Origin of the sequence: Lacticaseibacillus pantheris DSM 15945 = JCM 12539 = NBRC 106106 (assembly GCF_001311175.1) — a bacterium.
Lineage (GTDB): Bacteria > Bacillota > Bacilli > Lactobacillales > Lactobacillaceae > Lacticaseibacillus > Lacticaseibacillus pantheris.
On sequence record NZ_BBAI01000014.1, the window covers coordinates 28,639 to 45,523 of the forward strand.

The window sequence follows — 16,885 nt, forward strand, 5'->3', positions numbered from 1 at the left end:
AGAGCGTGTAGGGGGTAAAGGATATGCATTATACAGTTCTTGGTGCGGGTGCAATGGGATTACGTTACGGCGTGTTACTGCAAGAGGTAGCGGGCATGAAGGTCGACTTTGTCGATAACTGGGATCCAGAGGTAGACACCATCCACTCACAGGGTGGCGTCTACGTTTCTCGTGACGGCGAGGAAAAGCACCTGGTGCCTATTAATATTTACCGCCCGGAGGAGTACACCGGCGACCCGGACGCCTACATCATCTTCTGTAAGCAGATGGGGCTCCAAAAGATGCTGGAACAGTGTGCTCACTTCTTTAAGCCGCACCAGTACGCAATTTCCTGTATGAACGGGATGGGCCACATTGAAAAGATTAATCAGTACTTCCCCAAGGAACACGTGTTGGTGGAACCGCGTTGATTGCGACCGTCCTCAATGGTGCGGGCGACGTTGACTTCATTGGTCGGCCGAATACCGGGACCATGAATATTTGTCCCCAGACGGAGGTGGCTGACGACTTTACCCACCAGGTGGTCGCTGATTTTCAGGCGGCACATCTGAATCCAAACCTGACCGACAATTTTGTCGGCACGTTGATGGCCAAAGTCACGTTCAATTCCGTGGTCAACACCCTTTGCACGATGTTCGAAATTACGATGGGTGAATTTATCGCGTCACCCGTGGCGGAAAAATTGTCCAAGCAACTGATTGACGAAGCGTACACTGCCTGTGAAGCGGCCGGTATCCAGTTGCTCAACACGCGTGAAGAGGAGTGGGAGAGTGTCGTTCACGTTAGTCGGGACGCGAACCCGCTACACTACCCATCCATGTACCAAGACATGTCGAAGAACCGGCCAACCGAGGTTGACTACATCAACGGTTACATTTATGAAGTGGGGCACGCACACGGCTTTGAAGCGTCCACCCATAACTTCCTCCGCAACTTGGTGCACCTCGCCGAATTCGGCAAGACCTTTGATATGGATGCGTTCCGCGCCGAAGTTTTGGCCCGTTAACGTACTGGCACCACGCAAAGAGGTCCGGTCATAGTTAGCGGCTTCGATAAACCGACGCACATCGACGCCGGCCTACAAACGTGGACCACAATGCAGCTCCCTGTGCTTAACACAATAATGCCGATATTCCTAAGTTCGGGAATATCGGCATTATTACGTTAGTGCTCGGGAGCTGCATTGTGGCCCACTCTCTTTTGCGTGGCCTGATGACTAGGCAATCGCCGCCTTCATGGTCTTGGTGTAGTCACCAATCGCAGTGGCCGCCGCCGTCCCGTGTTGCGCGGCGATGTCAACGATAGCGGAGCCAACAATGATACCGTCAACAAAGCGGGATAGGTCCGCCGCTTGTTCGGGAGTGTGGATACCAAACCCTAACGCGGCCGGCACGTCGGTGTGTTGGCGGATTTCCGCAAAGAGGCTGCTGAGCCGCTGGTCGAATTCGTCGCGCTCGCCGGTAATACCTTCCGAACTGACTACGTAGATGAAGCCGGACGCTGCTTCGGCCAGGCGGGCCACGCGGTCGCCAGAGGTGAGCGTAATCAACATAATGATGTCAATCCCGTACTGCTCCGCGGCGGGCCGAATCTCGCCCTGTTCTTCGTACGGCAGGTCGGGGATGACCAGGCCGCCAACGTTCAGTTCCGCACAGCGGGCGCAGAAACGCTCGTAACCATACTTGAACGGGATATTCGCGTAAGTGAGGAACACAATCGGCGTGTCCGTTTGCTGACGGGCGGCCGCGACAATTGCGAAGACCTCGTCGACGCTAATACCACCCGCAAAAGCGCGGAGGTCACCGGCCTGGATTACGGGACCGTCCGCTACGGGGTCTGAGAAGGGGATACCCAACTCAATGATGTCCGCGCCGGCGTTGGCCATCGCGACGATGTTATTGACGGTGCTGTCGCGTCGGGATCGCCGGCCACGATGAAGGGAATAAACGCCTTGCCGTGGTTAAATGCTGCAGTTAAATGACTCATATTAATCAACCTTTCTGTACGTTATCAATGTTAACTGGCCTGCGTCATTGCGGCGCGGGTATTACGGACAAAGTCGCGCACGAGCGCCGCGTCTTTGTGTCCCCTAACCTCGACGCCGCTGGATACGTCCACCGCGAACGGGGCGACGGCCTTAATCGCCGTTGCCACGTTGGTGGGCGTCAACCCGCCGGCTAAAAAGAGCGGGTCCGGCGCGGTGGTTAACCGCCGCCAGTCGAGGGTGCGGCCGCTACCAGCACCTGCGTCGAGCATGACGTAGTCCGCCGCGGTGGGTGGGAGCGCGGCTTGCTGCCCCTGAAATACGCGGATGACCGGGATACCACGACTTTGCAATAACTCCACCACGGCCTCGGGTTCGTGACCGTGCAGCTGGACGATGCTAATCGCACCGGCATCAACAGCGCTGAGCATGGTGTCGAGCGGTGCGTCCACAAAGACGCCCACGCTCACGATGCTAGGATCTAACAGTGCGCGAAGCTTGCTGGCCTGGCCGATGTTGACGTGGTGCCGGCCGGGCGCAAAGACGAAGCCGGCGTAATCGGGGTGCTCGTCGTTCACAATTTGGACGTCTGCGGGGATGGTGAGCCCGCAAATCTTGACCTTAGTTGTCATCGTGCTCACCTCCACGCAGTGCGTTAATAGTGGCGGCCTTGTTGGGCGACCGCATGAGGGTTTCACCCACCAGGATGGCGTCAACGCCGGCAGTCCGTAGCTGGTCCACATCCTGCGGACCACGAATGCCGCTTTCGGATACAAAGATGATGTTACGGGGTACTAACGGGCGCAACGCCACACTACGGTGTAGGTCCACGGTAAAGTCGCGTAGGTCACGGTTGTTGACGCCGATGATGTCCGCCCCGGCTTGAAGAGCCCGTTGGATTTCGTGCGGATCATGCGCTTCGACCAGCACGGCCAGCCCCAACGCCGCGGCTTTGTGAATGTAGTCGCGCAGCTGGTGGTCGTCGAGAATGGCGACAATCAGCAGAATCAGGTTGGCCCCAGCGACTTTGGCCTCATCAATCATGTAATCGTCAATGATGAAATCCTTCCGCAGTAGCGGTACCGTCACTGCCTGGCGGATAGTACGGAGGTAGTTGATGTCGCCGTGAAAGTAGGTGGGCTCAGTCAGCACCGATATGGCGTTCACGCCACCAGCTGCGTATTCCTGGGCCGTGGCGACGGGGTCAAAGTCTGCGGCGATGGTGCTTTGACGGGGATGCCGCCTTCACCTCAGCAATGATTGACAACGGTGGTTGCCGTAACGCCTGGTAGACGTCAGCGGGATCCGTTGTGGGTGCGGCCAGGGCCTGCGCGTGCATCGTTGCGGCCGGTACGCGGGCCTGGTTATGAGCTAGACGTTGCTGGGTGGCCGCCACCAGCTCATCCAGAATCATGCGCTCACCGCCCGCTGGGTGTGGTCAATAAGTTCGTCGAGTTTGGCGGCTGCCGCACCACTATTAATGGTGGTATGCGCCAACGCTAAACCATCGGCGATGCTGAGGTCGGCGTGGGCCGCATGGAGGGCACACGCCGCGTTGAGCAGCACCGTGTCCAACTTTGCCCCCGGCGTCCCCCGCAGGATTGCGCGGGTGATGGCGGCGTTCTCGGCCGGGGTGCCGCCAACGAGGTCATCGCGGTGCGCCCGCGGCAAGCCAAACTGCTCAGGGGTGATGGTGCTGCGTTCAAACTGGCCGTGGCGCACCGTCACGATGTCCGTTGCGGCGGTCGTAGTCACCTCGTCCAGGCCGTCCGCGCCGTGCACTACCAGCGCGTTCTCAACGCCGAGTTCGGCCAACACGTGCGCGAGGGGTTCCAGTAGTTGCTCATCGTAGACGCCTAGCAGTTGCGACGTTGCGTGTGCGGGGTTGGCCAGGGGCCGAGGACGTTAAAAATCGTCCGGATACCGAGCTCCTTGCGCACGGGACCAACAAAGCGCATGGCCTGGTGGTACTCCTGGGCAAAGAGGAAGCAGATGCCGATGCTGCGCAGGGTCTCCGCGCTGACGGTGGGGTCAGCGTTAATGTTGACTCCGAGTGCTTCCAAAACGTCCGCTGCCCCGCTGCGGGAAGACGCGGCGCGGTTGCCGTGCTTGGCGACTGGCGTACCGGCGGCGGCCACCACGATGCTGGTGGTGGTAGAAATATTGAAGGTGTTGGCGTGGTCGCCACCGGTGCCGACAATTTCAAGGACGTTACTGCCCGCGTCGAACGGCAGGGCGTGGGCCCGCATTGCGTTTGCGGCCCCCGCGATTTCGGACACGGTCTCACCTTTCATGGCCAAGCCGGTCAGGAGTGCGGCAATTTGCACGTTGCTGGTTTGGCCGTCCATAATTTCGTTAATGACGGTTTCGGCTTGGTCAAAGTCGAGGTTCTGGTGGTTTGCGACCCGTTGAATGGCTTCTGTAATCATAGTGTTACCTCCCGTGCTAATCTTCGTTGAGCTCAATGCCACGGTACTTGGCAATTGAGGCCACGTCCTTGTCCCCGCGGCCTGAAACCGTGCAGATGATGATTTGGTCTTTACTTAAAGTGGGGGCGAGCTTCTGCACCTCAGCGATGGCGTGGCAACTCTCGATGGCGGCCACGATGCCCTCCTGCTTGGCAATGTACTCAAAGGCGTTCACGGCCTCATCGTCGGTGATGGCGACGTATTCCGCGCGTCCGGAGTCCATGAGCGCCACGTGTTCCGGTCCAATGCCGGGGTAGTCCAGTCCCGCCGAAATGGAGTAGACAGCGTCAATCTGGCCGTCTTGGTTCTGCAGGAAGCGGGACTTCATTCCGTGGAAGATCCCGGTCGAGCCCAGCTTCATCGTCGCGGCGGTTTGCGGTGTGTCCACGCCTTTGCCGGCCGCCTCACAACCGATCAGGTGGACGCTAGGATCCTGAATGTAGTCGGCAAAGCTGCCGATGGCGTTGCTGCCGCCGCCGAGGCACGCCACCACGTAGTCGGGGAGGCGCCCCTCAACGGTCTGCAACTGTTCTTTGGACTCCTTACTGATGACGCTTTGGAAATCGTGCACCATCGCGGGGAACGGGTGCGGGCCGACCGCGGAGCCGATGACGTAGAACGTGTCCTCGCTCCGGGCGGCGTAGTTTTGCAAAGCCGCGTTGACGGCGTCCTTGAGGACCATTGACCCGCTGGTGACGGCGTTAACCTTGGCACCCAGCAGCTCCATCCGGTAGACGTTCAGCCGCTGACGGTCGGTGTCGACTTTGCCCATGAAGATCTCGCATTCCATACCGAACAGGGCCGCGATGGTGGCGGTGGCGACACCGTGCTGGCCGGCGCCGGTTTCTGCAATCAGCCGGGTTTTGCCCATACGCTTGGCAATCAGCGCTTGACCGATGACGTTGTTAATTTTGTGTGCCCCGGTGTGGTTGAGGTCCTCGCGCTTGAGGTAGATTTTGGCACCGCCGAGGTCCTCCGTCATGTTCTTAGCGTAATAGAGTAGCGAAGGCCGACTAGCGTATTCACGTAGTAGGGTGTGGAATTCGTTCAGGAAGTCGGGGTCGTCCTTGTAGCGGTTGTATGCCGCCTCGACGCGCTTGATTTCGGGCAACAAGATTTCTGGTAGGTACTGGCCGCCGTATTCCAGGTAGCGACCGGAAGCCATTGAGTCTGTGGGTGTGTATGATGTAGTCATATTATTTCTCCTTTGTTATGCGCCGGTTACGTTGTGCGTACCGGTATTAGTTGAGGTGCATGATTTTGAGTAGGCCTCCGAGTAGCGGCCCGTAAACACAGTAGTCGGTTTCTGAAAGAATCCGCATGATGGGCGCATAGGTACCAACCATGGGCAGTAGCAACGCCTGACCGAAAATTAGGATGAAGCCATTCGCGCCCGAACCGAGAATTGCGCCGCGGCGGCCACCGTGGGCGTCGCCAAAGATGGCGGTGGCGGCCCCGGTGAAGAAGGTGGGAATCAATGCGGGAAAGACGATGATCGGGTAATGCGCTGCGGCAAGGATTAGCATCCCGATGATGCCGGTCGTCAGGCTCATGAGGAACCCGACGATGACGCTGGTCGGGTATTGCGGAAAGAGTAGTGGGATGTCGAGCCCGGGTTTAGCGTTAGGGATAAGTCGCTGGGCGATGCCGTGAAAGGCGGGGATGATTTCCGCTAGCATCATCCGGACACCGGCAAGAATAACGGTGATCCACATGCCGAACTCGATACCCTTGGTGATAGCGAAGACCACGACGTCTTTACCCGCCGCGACTTTGCTCATGGTGAAACCGGGGCCCGCAATCAGTCCGAGAATGAGGAACAGCAGCATCATAACCAGCGTTAACGCCACGGTCATGTCCCGGAGAAAGTTGAGCTTACCGGGCAACTTGAGGTCCTCCAGGTCATGCTCCTTATTGCCAAAGAACTTACCCAGCAGCGAGGCTACTAGCAGTCCGGATGAGCTTGAATGGGCGAGTGTGAACCCGTCAGCGCCACGGACGGGCTTGATGAGCAGGTTCACGTACGCACATGAGAGGGTCATGTACAGTCCCAGCAGCACGGAACCAACAACGACGCGGACCGGGAAGTTGAGGTCGGTACCAAACTTCAGGAGTGCGGCGATGAGGCCGGCAAAGAAGAACGATACGTGCGGGGAGAGGTGGACGAACTTGAGCGGGGTGAACCGCGAGAGCAACAGGTTGATGATGAACCCGCAGGCGAAGATTAGCCATGTCGGTACCGATATCAGTCAGGCTGGCCACCTGCGTTGCGCCGATGTTGCTGCTGGCGGGGGTGTGCATGTGAAAGATATGGGCGATTAGTTGTTGGAGCGGCAGGAGGGCCGTCCCCAGCGTCTGGCCGCCGACGTTGATCATCGTGAAACCAATGACTGCTTTGAGGGTGCTGGGCAGGATTTTGCTGCCGGGTTGGTGTTGGGCCAACATGCCGATGACGACAACTAGTCCGAGAATGAAGATTGGCTGGCTGAGCACGTTATTGATGAAGTACAGTAAGACACCCATGGGCTAGTCCTCGACGGTGGCCACGGCGGCCAACAGTTTAGTTTGCAAAGCGTTTCGGTCCATGATGTTGTCCTGGACAATGATGGTCGCGCTGGATGCGGGCAACATGTCGGCAAAAGTCGAGGTGGTCAGGACGATATCGTAATCGTCCGGGGTGGCGGAGGTGATATCGGCGTTATCAACCGTGGCGTTGATGCCGGCGGCGGATAGGATTTGTTCTGCGAACATTTTTTCCATGAGGCTGGTGCCGACACCGGCACCACAAACGGTCAGAATTTGCATAAGTAAGGTCCTTTCGGCGTCAATCCCTTGTTTAGGGATACGCTATTCTAATAGGTGTAAAACGGCGGCTTTGGTAGTAGCTTCAACAATGGCGGTGTACCGCCATCGCTCACTCAACTTGACCACTAGTTCTTGGAGCAGTTCGATGTGGTCGTCGCTACTGGTGGCGGCCAGGCCAATCAATAGATTAGCGGGACCGTTAGCGGCGTTGCCGAAATCAACGGGCCGTGTGAGGGTGAGGATACTGATACCGGTGCGGCGCGCTCCCTGTTCTGGTCGGGCGTGCGGTAAGGCAATGCCGGGAGCAATGACAAAGTAGGCGCCGTGGCTGCGGAAACTATCGAGGATGGCCGTCGTGTAACGGTTATCGGCAAAGCCGCCCGCGGTCAGCAGGTCACCGGTCTGGGTGAGCACGGATGTAGCGTCGATGTCGTTCTGACGTACGGCGATGGCGTTTAAGTTGGTGTAGTTAGTCAACATGATTGATCCTCCTGATGTACAAAAAAAATCCGTCCTTATTCCACGTCAATAACGACGTAGAATAAGGACGGATTTTCCGCGGTGCCACCTTAATTTGACCACGGTACTGGTGGAACATTTGCCGATGACAAACGGCCAACGATAAAGCCCGCAGTGAATAGAATCCACTACGGGCCCAACGCGTCCAGTACCTTACGGTCACTCTTAGCGAAGAGCCAACACTCTCCCGGCAACTGACGTATGCCCACACGTTTCCCGGTACTCGTTGCCGCAGCAACTTTGAGGGAACCCTCGGTGGTCCATTTGCCAGCCTGCGTTCGGTCACATTCTCATCACCGTGACTCTCTGTACGTGCACAACTGGTTTGATCTCCACCTCAACGGTTTTATCGAAACAGAATTATTTAATTGTTACTGAGTCTACCCCCGTCGTCAGTCACTGTCAACAACTTTTTTGCGGGTGTTGGCCGGCGGCAGCGTAGGTCAGGCCGGTGAGCTTCGGCTTTGTGGGGCGCTCCATGGTAATCCACTGCTAGGGCGAAACCTCCAACTCGCAAAGTGCGCGAGTTTCCGGTGCGATTCTGAGCCTGCCCGGAAAAACCACCGGTCGGTCTCAGAATTCGTCGCGTTCTAACGGCTAAAGCCAATGGAGCTCTCGGACTGGCTGCGCCATTCCTGCGAGAAGCAGGCAGTAAGCGCTAAAGCGCAAACTGACTGTGTTCCCCGGCAGTGGTTACCATTCCGACCCCACACGCCTACACTCACCGGCCCGACCGACGCGGCCTCGTGCTACTGTAGCAATCAAACCGGTCGACAAGACGCCTCCCCGTCAACTGTGTCTGTCAACATGCTTTGCGGCACTGACCGGTTTGTGCGGTGGGGATGGCTCCAGTAGGTGGGGCGTGCCCGTGGCTGGCTACGAGCCTCACGCTCCGGCAGTTCCGGCCTCCTGCGAATCTTGGAACTCGAGCAAAACCCGCTCGATTTCCAAGATTTGATTCCGTAATTCGCTACGCTCGAACGGAACTACAGGCCTGCAGGCGCCACGGGCACACCCCACCTACTTCCGCCATCCCCACCGCACAAACCTAGTTAGCATAATTCCCCCATAATTGCATAGTGAACATCCGGTTCGATAGTTGATTGAACCTCAATAATATTTGCTACAGCGGCCATGTTTTGAGACACCAATACGGGTCCACTAGTCCGTATAAAATGGTATCCACACAACTGTAATTCTCCTTGTTAACTTACCTAGACATCAGCTCTCACGTATACGGCGATAGATATGTAAATTTACCGAAAAGCACATATTTTCGGCAGTTGCACGAGGTTTTATATAACGGTTATTGAGTTTTTCCTACAATAGTATTTTCTTCGGCACGTTTGGTGTTTTACTGACCGTTCCGTATGGTTTGCGATTACCAATATATCTGGGGTGGAAATTCAAACTAGGGTTGGGTGTTGGTAATGACGGAGGTAGTTGGGGGTGTGGCCGTGGCGGCTGCAGGCCCGTAGTTCTGTAGGAGCGGAGCCGACGTACAGAATCAAATTGGATAGACTGGGCGGGCTTGGCCCAGGCTATCCAATTCGCGGTAGCACGGAACGTGCGTGAGCGTGAGGCTCGTAGCCGGCCACGGGCACGCCCCCAACTACCGGAGTCATTGCCAACGCCCAACCCGGCCACGGGCACGCCCCACCTACTGGAACCATCCCCAGCGCACAACCCGGTCGCCTGCATCCAAAGCCACCGCAAACACCCTGTGGCCAGGCGGCAACAGGGTGTTTGCGGTAATTGGGTGAATTGGTACGTCAGTCCTGGTCATCCATAAATTGGGCAATCAGCGGTTGCATGGTAATCACGCGTGCCAGGCTGGATTCAGGATCCTTGAAGTCGCTCTGAGTCCACTGCCGCAGAATCATCGCGATGGACGATTCAAACGCGGATAACATGTAGTCTAACTCCAAATTGGTGAGTTCAGGATGACGCTGGTGGTAGGGCTCTACTAGCGCATCGTACAAGCGCTGGTACAGTTCCTCCTCATGCCCAAACGGTAGTACGTTCATCTGTGCAAAGTAGATGCGGTAAAACGATTGGTCCGCCTTAATCATCTTCAGGAAGTGAACGGCGCCGTCTTTGACGTTATTTGATAAGTAGAACTTACCCGTCTCGGGGTAGAAGAATGTCAGCAGAACGTTGTAGACGTCGGCTCCGGTCTCGTCCGACACGGCGTAGATGCTGTCAAAGTGTTCATAAAAAGTGGACCGGTTAATGCCCACAATTTGGCATACCTCGTTCACGGTAATCTTGTTGATCGGTTTCTTGGACCAGAGGGCAAAGACTGCTTGCGCAATGCGCCGGTGAGTCCTCTCCCAGTTGCGATTGTGGTTAGTCAAAACAAATCCCCCCCAGAAATGTTTGCGGCGGCCGGCCTGCAGTACCTTGCCAGCCCGGCTCTATCTCTATTATAAATGGCTCGGAATAACGTTAGGGTAAAAATTGCACATTTATTGCGAAAAAAAATTCGTAAATATAATAAATATTCTTGTGAGCCACAAATTAACCCACCTCTACTTGGCGGGGACGTAGGTATTGCTCCTCTGCCGCCTCACGTGCAGCAACGGCATCTTCGTAGGTTGAAAATGCTTTGAGTAAAACGTAGTGGCCGTTGACCATCAGGCGTGCAAACCACTGGTTACTTTGGCGGTTGAAGTGAACGCCAATGTGCCCGGAAGTGTTTCGTTTGCCCATCTTAATGGAGCATAGCGGGACACCTTCTTCGTTGAAAAGGTACTTGCCGTGGTTGTGTTGTTGTTGCAGAAAGGCGGCGTTATGTTGCGAAGACGTGCGTGATGATTCCTGACGCAAACAGCCACAGCTGCGGGTCATGCCGTGACGCAAACGGTAGCTGTCTGCCACCGTTGAGTTGCCGCAGTCGCACTGACAAAGCCAAAGCGCGTTACCGTTTTTAGCGTGACCTGCGGGCTTTAATACACGTAGACGGCCAAACCGCCGTCCGGTTAAGTCGATTCTCATGGTATCTACACCTCACTTTTTGCTAACGACATACAATTACCCAACCACACCCGCATTATACAAATAGAATAACTTTAGGTCACCAGACAATTCAAATAGAAAAGTCCGGTTTAAGTTGGTTATGGTTCTGATACGTAAAGGATGTAGTTATGAAACCAAAGCTTTTAGAACGGCGCTATGCAAATGTTTTGTGGATACGTAACGGGACAAAACAGGCCTAATTGTACGCAATAAATTCACCGTTTGGCCACTATTTTAGCAATAGTTCTTTACTAAATAATGTTATACTACGTGCAAGTTGGCACACAAAATAACGACACTCAGACCTGTCGGTATATAAAAGGCTGTACGATTAATGGTATAAATGTATACTTTTATACTCACTGGTCGGCCGACGGTTATCTGTAACAGACTTAGGAATGTGTGTATGCGGATGTTGGCGGATGAGCTAGAATAGGTTTAAGACATTAACAACATAAAAAGGCCAAAGTTAGGGGTTGTTGAAGTGATATTTTTCATTAACAGCATTATGCAGGCAAATAAATCTGGGATTGAGTTCGCCCAGTTGAAGCGAATTGAGTTGTTTAATGACCATAATGAGGACTACCGGTTGGTGGTCCGTGATTGGGATCCTAAACTACACCCCGTAACGCGAGCCGCGGGTGTGCCCGACTCCCAGTTAATTAATATGTTCGAGTACTTTCAAAACGCGATGGTGGTTCCGGAGCAGCCGGTGCATTTGGCAGGCTTGGACTTTGGCGTACTCAATACGCACGCTGACCAGGAGGCTAACCGCTTCTTGGTCTATAACGCGAATAATCAGTTGGTGGCCCGCGTTAACTTTACCGGTGACGATCAGGTGGTAACCTCCACCGAACTCTTCGACGGCTTTGGTAACCTTTATCGCGTTGACTATTACGACACGCGTGGTTTTAGAACGTTGGAGCAGTGGTACACGCCGGATAATAAAATTGGTACCGAGGCGTGGCTGGATGTTAACGGCGTACCCGTGGTGGAGAAGTTCTACCGTACGGATAACACCGGTGAACTGGCCCCCACGGTTGGCGGCTCACCGACCGCAATGACGGTAAGGTATACATGTTCGACACGATTGAGGAACTGACTTTGCAGTTTCTTAACGACCTGAATGCGGAGTACTGGTCCCAGGAGCACCCGAACGTGTTCGTGCTCGACCGGGGACACGTCGCCGACTGGGGGCTCTTGCACCTAGACCGACCGGCGTACACCGTGAACCACCTGCACAACGCGCACGCTAGTGGTCAGGACCCCATGGCCCCGATTGTTAACAACAACTACGAGTTTACGCTCAACGCCATCAATGGTTATGACGCGATTGTTTCGTCGACCCACAAGCAAAGCGCCGACGTTGACAAGCGGTACCACCCGACCGCGAAACTGTTTACCATTCCTGTTGGGGTGGTACCGGACCGGCTAATCAACGCCCCGCGGGTACCGGAAACGAAGCGGGCCTTTGGTAAAATGGTCGTCTTTGCCCGGATTGCCCCTGAAAAGCAACTGGATCAATTAACCCAGGCCTTTGCACAAGTGCATGACGCCGTGCCGGAAGCCACGCTGGATCTGTACGGTTATGCCGATAACAGCAACAATTATGCGGCTAAACGCGCCGTGCAAAAGGTGATTGATGAGCACGATTTGGGGGATGCGGTGACGTTCAAGGGTTACACCACGGACGTCGATACGGCTGAAAATGACGGCATGTTGTACGGTCTGACCTCAAACATGGAGGGCTTCAACTTAGCCATCATGGAGGCCATTGCCCACGGCCTGATTCCCGTGACCTACGACGTCAATTATGGCCCTAATGAAATCACGGAGGACCACGTGAACGGACGGGTCGTGCCGTACGGTGACATCGATGCCTTTGCCCAGGCAGTAATCGAGATTCTGCAAAATCCGATTTGGCCCAGCAGTACAGCACGGCCGCATATGATTCGGCGGAACGCTACTCGGAGGCCAACGTGTGGCAGGCCTGGCGTGCGCTCATTGATGACGCGGACGCGATTTGGCCCGCAAAGTTGGCCGCGGCACGTATGACCACCGTACCGGCAAAGGGGGATAACTAGATGTATTACTTCATTACCGAAAATGTCTTTGGCCTCAATTCTGGCACCGAACACGCTGCGGCTCGGCGTACCAACATGTTTAACGCCGAGGGGGAGCGGGCTTACTACGTTTCCCGCAACTACAACCGGTTCCTGAACCGCGATTTGGCTAATATTGGTTTGACGCCAGCAGAGTCCATTAATATGTACGATTTTTTTCAGGGAACCCTCGACGTCGAGCGTCGCGAACAAAATTTACGGCTACTGCCGGAAGTACCGCTCGATAAGTATCACGTTGATGGCGTGAGTGCGAACTATTCCGTCATTAAGCACGCGGGGCGTGAGGTCGGCCGCATCAATGTTTTGCCCGCAACGGTGGGGCTAACCATGGACGTGGAAAGTCGCGATATCCGTGGTAACATTGTCGCCCGTGAAAATTGGGATTGGCGGGGCTTCAAATCATCGCGTGATTACTTCCACCCCGATGGTAGCGTCGCGTCCCGGACCTACTTTGACCTGCAGGGCCACCCGGTACTGGAAGAATTGTGGATGAATGTGAACGGCCAACTGGCCCCGTCCATGTGGCAGCTGCTCAACTACAAGGGCCGCAAGTACCAGTTTAACACGGAGGACCAGTTATTCCTGTTCTTCCTGAACGAGCTGATTAGTACGGATGGGGATGCGACCATTATCAGCGACCGCCACACGCTGGACTACGTGGTGGCTGACGTCCAGGGAGCCAAAGCAAAGTGGGGGTACTTACACGGTGTGCACACCGACAAGCCCGCTGCCCCGGGTCGGGGTCACGTACTGAACGTGTACCGGACGTTACTGCAGGACCGTGCTGACGACTTTGATGGCGTCTTTGTCGCGACTCCAGAGCAGCAGCAGGAGTTGCAGCAGCGCTATCCGCACATGACGGTGCGGGTAGCTCCTGACACCGCGGTTGCGGCCACGCATGACCACCAAAAGGCGGCCAAGCCGACCGTTGTCTTCGTAGGGCGGTTTGGTCCCGACAAGCGGCCCGAGCAGGCGTTGCAAATGATGGCCCAAGTGGTGCAAAAGGTACCCGCGGCGCAGCTGAATTTTTACGGGTACGCCCCGGATAACGAGACGTTGACCAACCTGAATAACCAAATAACCAAGCTGGGACTAAAGGACAACGTGACTCTGGGCGCTTACCTGAGTCGTCAGGATCTCGACGCAGTTTACGCCGCAGCCGATGTCATCGTGCAGACATCCAGTGCGGAGAGCTTTGGTATGAACCTGGTCGAGGCGATGGCCTACGGGGTGCCGGTGGTCACGTATAACGTACCGTATGGTGCCGCTAACCTAGTGCGCAGCGGCGACAATGGCTACGTGGTTCCGGATAATGCGACTAAGCAGATGGCGGCCAAGGTCGTCAAACTACTGACGGACCAACAGGACTGGCAGGCCAAGAGTACCGCTGCGACCGCTTGGGCTACGGAAATGACGTACAGCCGGGCCATGGGCAAGTGGCGGGAAGCGCTGAAATAGCTCATTGGGCTTTGATTTAACCGGTCCACAAGCAGAAAGCTTATTTGTGGGTGTGAGCATCTATTTAGCGTGGTGGTGTGACCCGATAAACCGGGTACGATTAACGTCCCCTAGACTGAAGTAAAAGTCTGGGAAAGGAACAGCTTAACTGTATTAAAAGCACGGTCACCGTTCAATTTTGGATGGTGACCATGCTTTTTTTGTCTCAACCGAGGTGTACGGAACCATGTTGAGGTTAATTGCCATTTAGGCAGCAATAGTTGGTGGCCAAGCAAACCTAGCTGGCACCAGTTTGGATTGGGTACCGATTCCGCCAAATACATTTCTTTGTATTTAATTACTTAAATCGATTACAGACGTAGATATAAAACGTTTCGTTATTTATAGTCGGCGAAATTACTGGTCTTATCTTCTTTGTGAACGGTACCATCCGTGATATACTTTGGACAAAATCGTTAACTATTAAATGCAGAAACTATGGGGTCAAGCAGCGGCGAGAACCGCGACGGTGGGGGAAGAGCAATGCAAACAACGCAACAATTGCCGGTACAAATCAAGCGTATCTGGGCGCTGAGTGCCGTAGGGTCACTTTGTATGGGTGTGCTCATTACCGTGGGTTTGGGGGTGGCCAATTGGTTATGGAACTGGCCGTTTTGGTTAGTCTGGGTGGCATTGGGGCTCACCATCGTTGAGTTCATTGTGGAATTGGCGCTGGTCCCCTACCGCTATCGATTCTCAGAGTACGTGATTACGGATAACGCAGTGGAAATTCAATCCGGCTTTATCTTTCGTAACCGGATTGCGATTCCCATCGCCCGCATTCAGAACGTGACGCTCAAGGCCGGTCCGCTCATGCAGTGGCAACACCTTGAACAGGTGGTCATTGCCACGGCGGCAACCACGCATGATATTGAGGGCGTCCAAACGGCTGTGGCCACGCGCCTGCGGGAGTTAATCATGGCCCGCGCGATGGAGGTGCAGGATAATGACCTCTAAACCACGACATTTACACCCACTGTCAATGTTGGTGAATGCCATCCAAATTTTTTTTGGATGCTGGCTGTGATTATTTTTGTGGATATTGCGACCGATAACGGCGGACGTAATGCGATTTTACAAGACATGGCGCACTGGCTAGTACTAATCATATTGGGTGTGATTGGCATCACGCTGTTGCTGGTGGTGCTCCCGTACGTAATGACTACATACGAACTAACGGATAAGGGTGTGACGCTTAATCGTGGTGTATTGCGGCGCCAACACCTGCACGTGACATACGCGCGTATTCAGACGGTGCAACATTTACAGTGGTTTTTCCTGAAGCCACTGGGATTGGAAAAGGTGCAGATCGAGACTGCTGCCCGTGGCAGTGGTCATGGCGAGGTGGTTCTGACCCTGGTTCACGCATCGGTGGGCACCGAAATTGAACGGCGACAGCAGGCCGCCCGTGCCGCCGCTCCTGGTGCGCAAACTACGCCGGTGGCAGGTATGGACAGCGATACGGATATAGCGACGGACAACGCTACCGTAGCATCGACAACCTACCGCCTACCCAACGAAGACCTGCTGATTTTCGGTATTACGTCACTGGGCTTTATCCCGCTAATCTTCTTGCTACTGGCCGTTTGGTCACGTGTGAGCGAGTGGATTCCCGGTGTGGAGGATTGGTTGGCGAATCTCTTGATGCACTTGCCCGCGATTAGTATTGTTGTTCTGCTGGTGGTTATAATTGGGCTGGGCGTCATGACCGAGTTTGTCCGTATTCTCATTCGCTATTGGGGTTTCACGCTCGACTTTGACGGTCGCCGACTCCAGTCACGCAAAGGCTTGCTGCAAACGAACACGGTTACGGCCACCGCCAAGCGGATTCAGGCGGTGCGGTATAAACAGAACATTATTCGCCAATGGTTGAGTGTTGGGACGGCGCAGGTGATTTTGGCGTCGAACGTGGCGAGCAAAGAGGACGATAAGGATATGGTCATCTACCCGCTGGTGCACCAGGACCATGTTTGGGAACAGCTGACGCGGTACGTGAGCTGGTTACCGGACCGCATACCCGCAGTTACCCCGGTGATGACGGGCTACTGGGCATTAATTCGGAATGCGCTGATTTTACCAGTAATCGCCGTGATCCCATGTATAATCTGGCTACGTCCGTGGGGGTGGCTGTCCTTATTGTTGCTTGTTTGGGGCGGACTACAGGGACGATATGCGGCCACGCGGCGGGGTTACGTCACTGCGGGGCGTTTCATCTACCTACAGACGGGACGCTGGTTTGAGCGTGAATTATTGGTGTCCCCGCGCGACCGGGTACAATCTTTGACGGTGCGCCAGTCGTGGTGGATGGTCCGTACCGGTTTGGCGCACGTCCAGGTAAGTCTGCGCCGCGGCGATGGCGAGTACGAAGTCGACTTACGCTACGTACCCTTGGCAGTTGGGGAGGCCATTTACCAGTGGTATTTGGGCGACAACGTTGTGGATGTCGCTACGACTGCACCATGACATTGCCA

The 16,885-nt window shown here is 55.2% G+C and carries 9 protein-coding genes and 6 pseudogenes; 5 read left to right on the forward strand and 10 right to left on the reverse strand.

Going from position 1 to position 16,885, the window contains the following annotated elements; genetic code table 11:
• Positions 1-23 precede the first annotated feature (23 nt).
• Positions 24-1,006: pseudogene (locus JCM12539_RS06155) on the forward strand (ketopantoate reductase family protein).
• 210 nt (positions 1,007-1,216) lie between these two features.
• Here the strand turns inward: JCM12539_RS06155 and trpA are convergent.
• The 10 genes and pseudogenes from trpA to JCM12539_RS06205 form a co-directional block, all read right to left on the reverse strand.
• Positions 1,217-1,986, reverse strand: a pseudogene (gene trpA / locus JCM12539_RS06160) (tryptophan synthase subunit alpha).
• Between the two features lie 30 nt (positions 1,987-2,016).
• Positions 2,017-2,616: a phosphoribosylanthranilate isomerase gene (locus tag JCM12539_RS06165; protein WP_054650053.1), complete on the reverse strand. Its 600-nt coding sequence runs from the start codon at positions 2,614-2,616 to the stop codon at positions 2,017-2,019.
• Positions 2,606-3,398, reverse strand: a pseudogene (gene trpC, locus JCM12539_RS06170) (indole-3-glycerol phosphate synthase TrpC). The gene JCM12539_RS06165 and the pseudogene trpC overlap by 11 nt, the downstream one beginning before the upstream one ends.
• Positions 3,395-4,413 (reverse strand): annotated as a pseudogene (trpD, locus tag JCM12539_RS06175) (anthranilate phosphoribosyltransferase). Before trpD ends, trpC begins: the two co-directional pseudogenes overlap by 4 nt.
• 16 nt (positions 4,414-4,429) lie before the next feature.
• Positions 4,430-5,647: a tryptophan synthase subunit beta gene (trpB, locus tag JCM12539_RS06180; protein WP_054650056.1), complete on the reverse strand. Its 1,218-nt coding sequence runs from the start codon at positions 5,645-5,647 to the stop codon at positions 4,430-4,432.
• A gap of 46 nt (positions 5,648-5,693) precedes the next feature.
• A pseudogene (gene ulaA / locus JCM12539_RS06185) lies at positions 5,694-6,975 on the reverse strand (PTS ascorbate transporter subunit IIC).
• A gap of 3 nt (positions 6,976-6,978) precedes the next feature.
• Entirely contained in the window at positions 6,979-7,257 is a 279-nt protein-coding gene (locus JCM12539_RS06190; protein ID WP_054650058.1) for a PTS sugar transporter subunit IIB, read from the reverse strand.
• Positions 7,258-7,299: 42 nt separating this feature from the next.
• Positions 7,300-7,737 (reverse strand): PTS sugar transporter subunit IIA, encoded by a 438-nt coding sequence (locus JCM12539_RS06195; protein WP_054650060.1) that lies wholly within the window; start codon positions 7,735-7,737, stop codon positions 7,300-7,302.
• Between the two features lie 1,811 nt (positions 7,738-9,548).
• On the reverse strand, positions 9,549-10,133 hold the full coding sequence (locus JCM12539_RS06200; protein ID WP_054650062.1) for a TetR/AcrR family transcriptional regulator: 585 nt from the start codon (positions 10,131-10,133) through the stop codon (positions 9,549-9,551).
• A 163-nt stretch (positions 10,134-10,296) separates the two neighbouring features.
• Entirely contained in the window at positions 10,297-10,773 is a 477-nt protein-coding gene (locus JCM12539_RS06205) for a hypothetical protein (RefSeq protein ID WP_061777618.1), read from the reverse strand.
• Positions 10,774-11,278: 505 nt separating this feature from the next.
• Here JCM12539_RS06205 and JCM12539_RS06210 point away from each other — a divergent pair.
• From JCM12539_RS06210 to JCM12539_RS06225, 4 genes and pseudogenes are all read left to right on the forward strand, one after another.
• Positions 11,279-12,878, forward strand: a pseudogene (locus JCM12539_RS06210) (glycosyltransferase family 4 protein).
• Complete coding sequence (locus tag JCM12539_RS06215) at positions 12,879-14,375, forward strand: glycosyltransferase (protein ID WP_054650066.1); 1,497 nt, start codon at positions 12,879-12,881, stop codon at positions 14,373-14,375.
• 522 nt (positions 14,376-14,897) lie between these two features.
• The gene (locus JCM12539_RS06220; RefSeq protein WP_054650068.1) at positions 14,898-15,371 is read left to right on the forward strand and encodes a PH domain-containing protein; all 474 of its coding nucleotides are present in this window, start codon (positions 14,898-14,900) and stop codon (positions 15,369-15,371) included.
• Positions 15,372-15,437: 66 nt separating this feature from the next.
• Positions 15,438-16,877: a PH domain-containing protein gene (locus JCM12539_RS06225; RefSeq protein WP_162204054.1), complete on the forward strand. Its 1,440-nt coding sequence runs from the start codon at positions 15,438-15,440 to the stop codon at positions 16,875-16,877.
• Positions 16,878-16,885 lie beyond the last annotated feature (8 nt).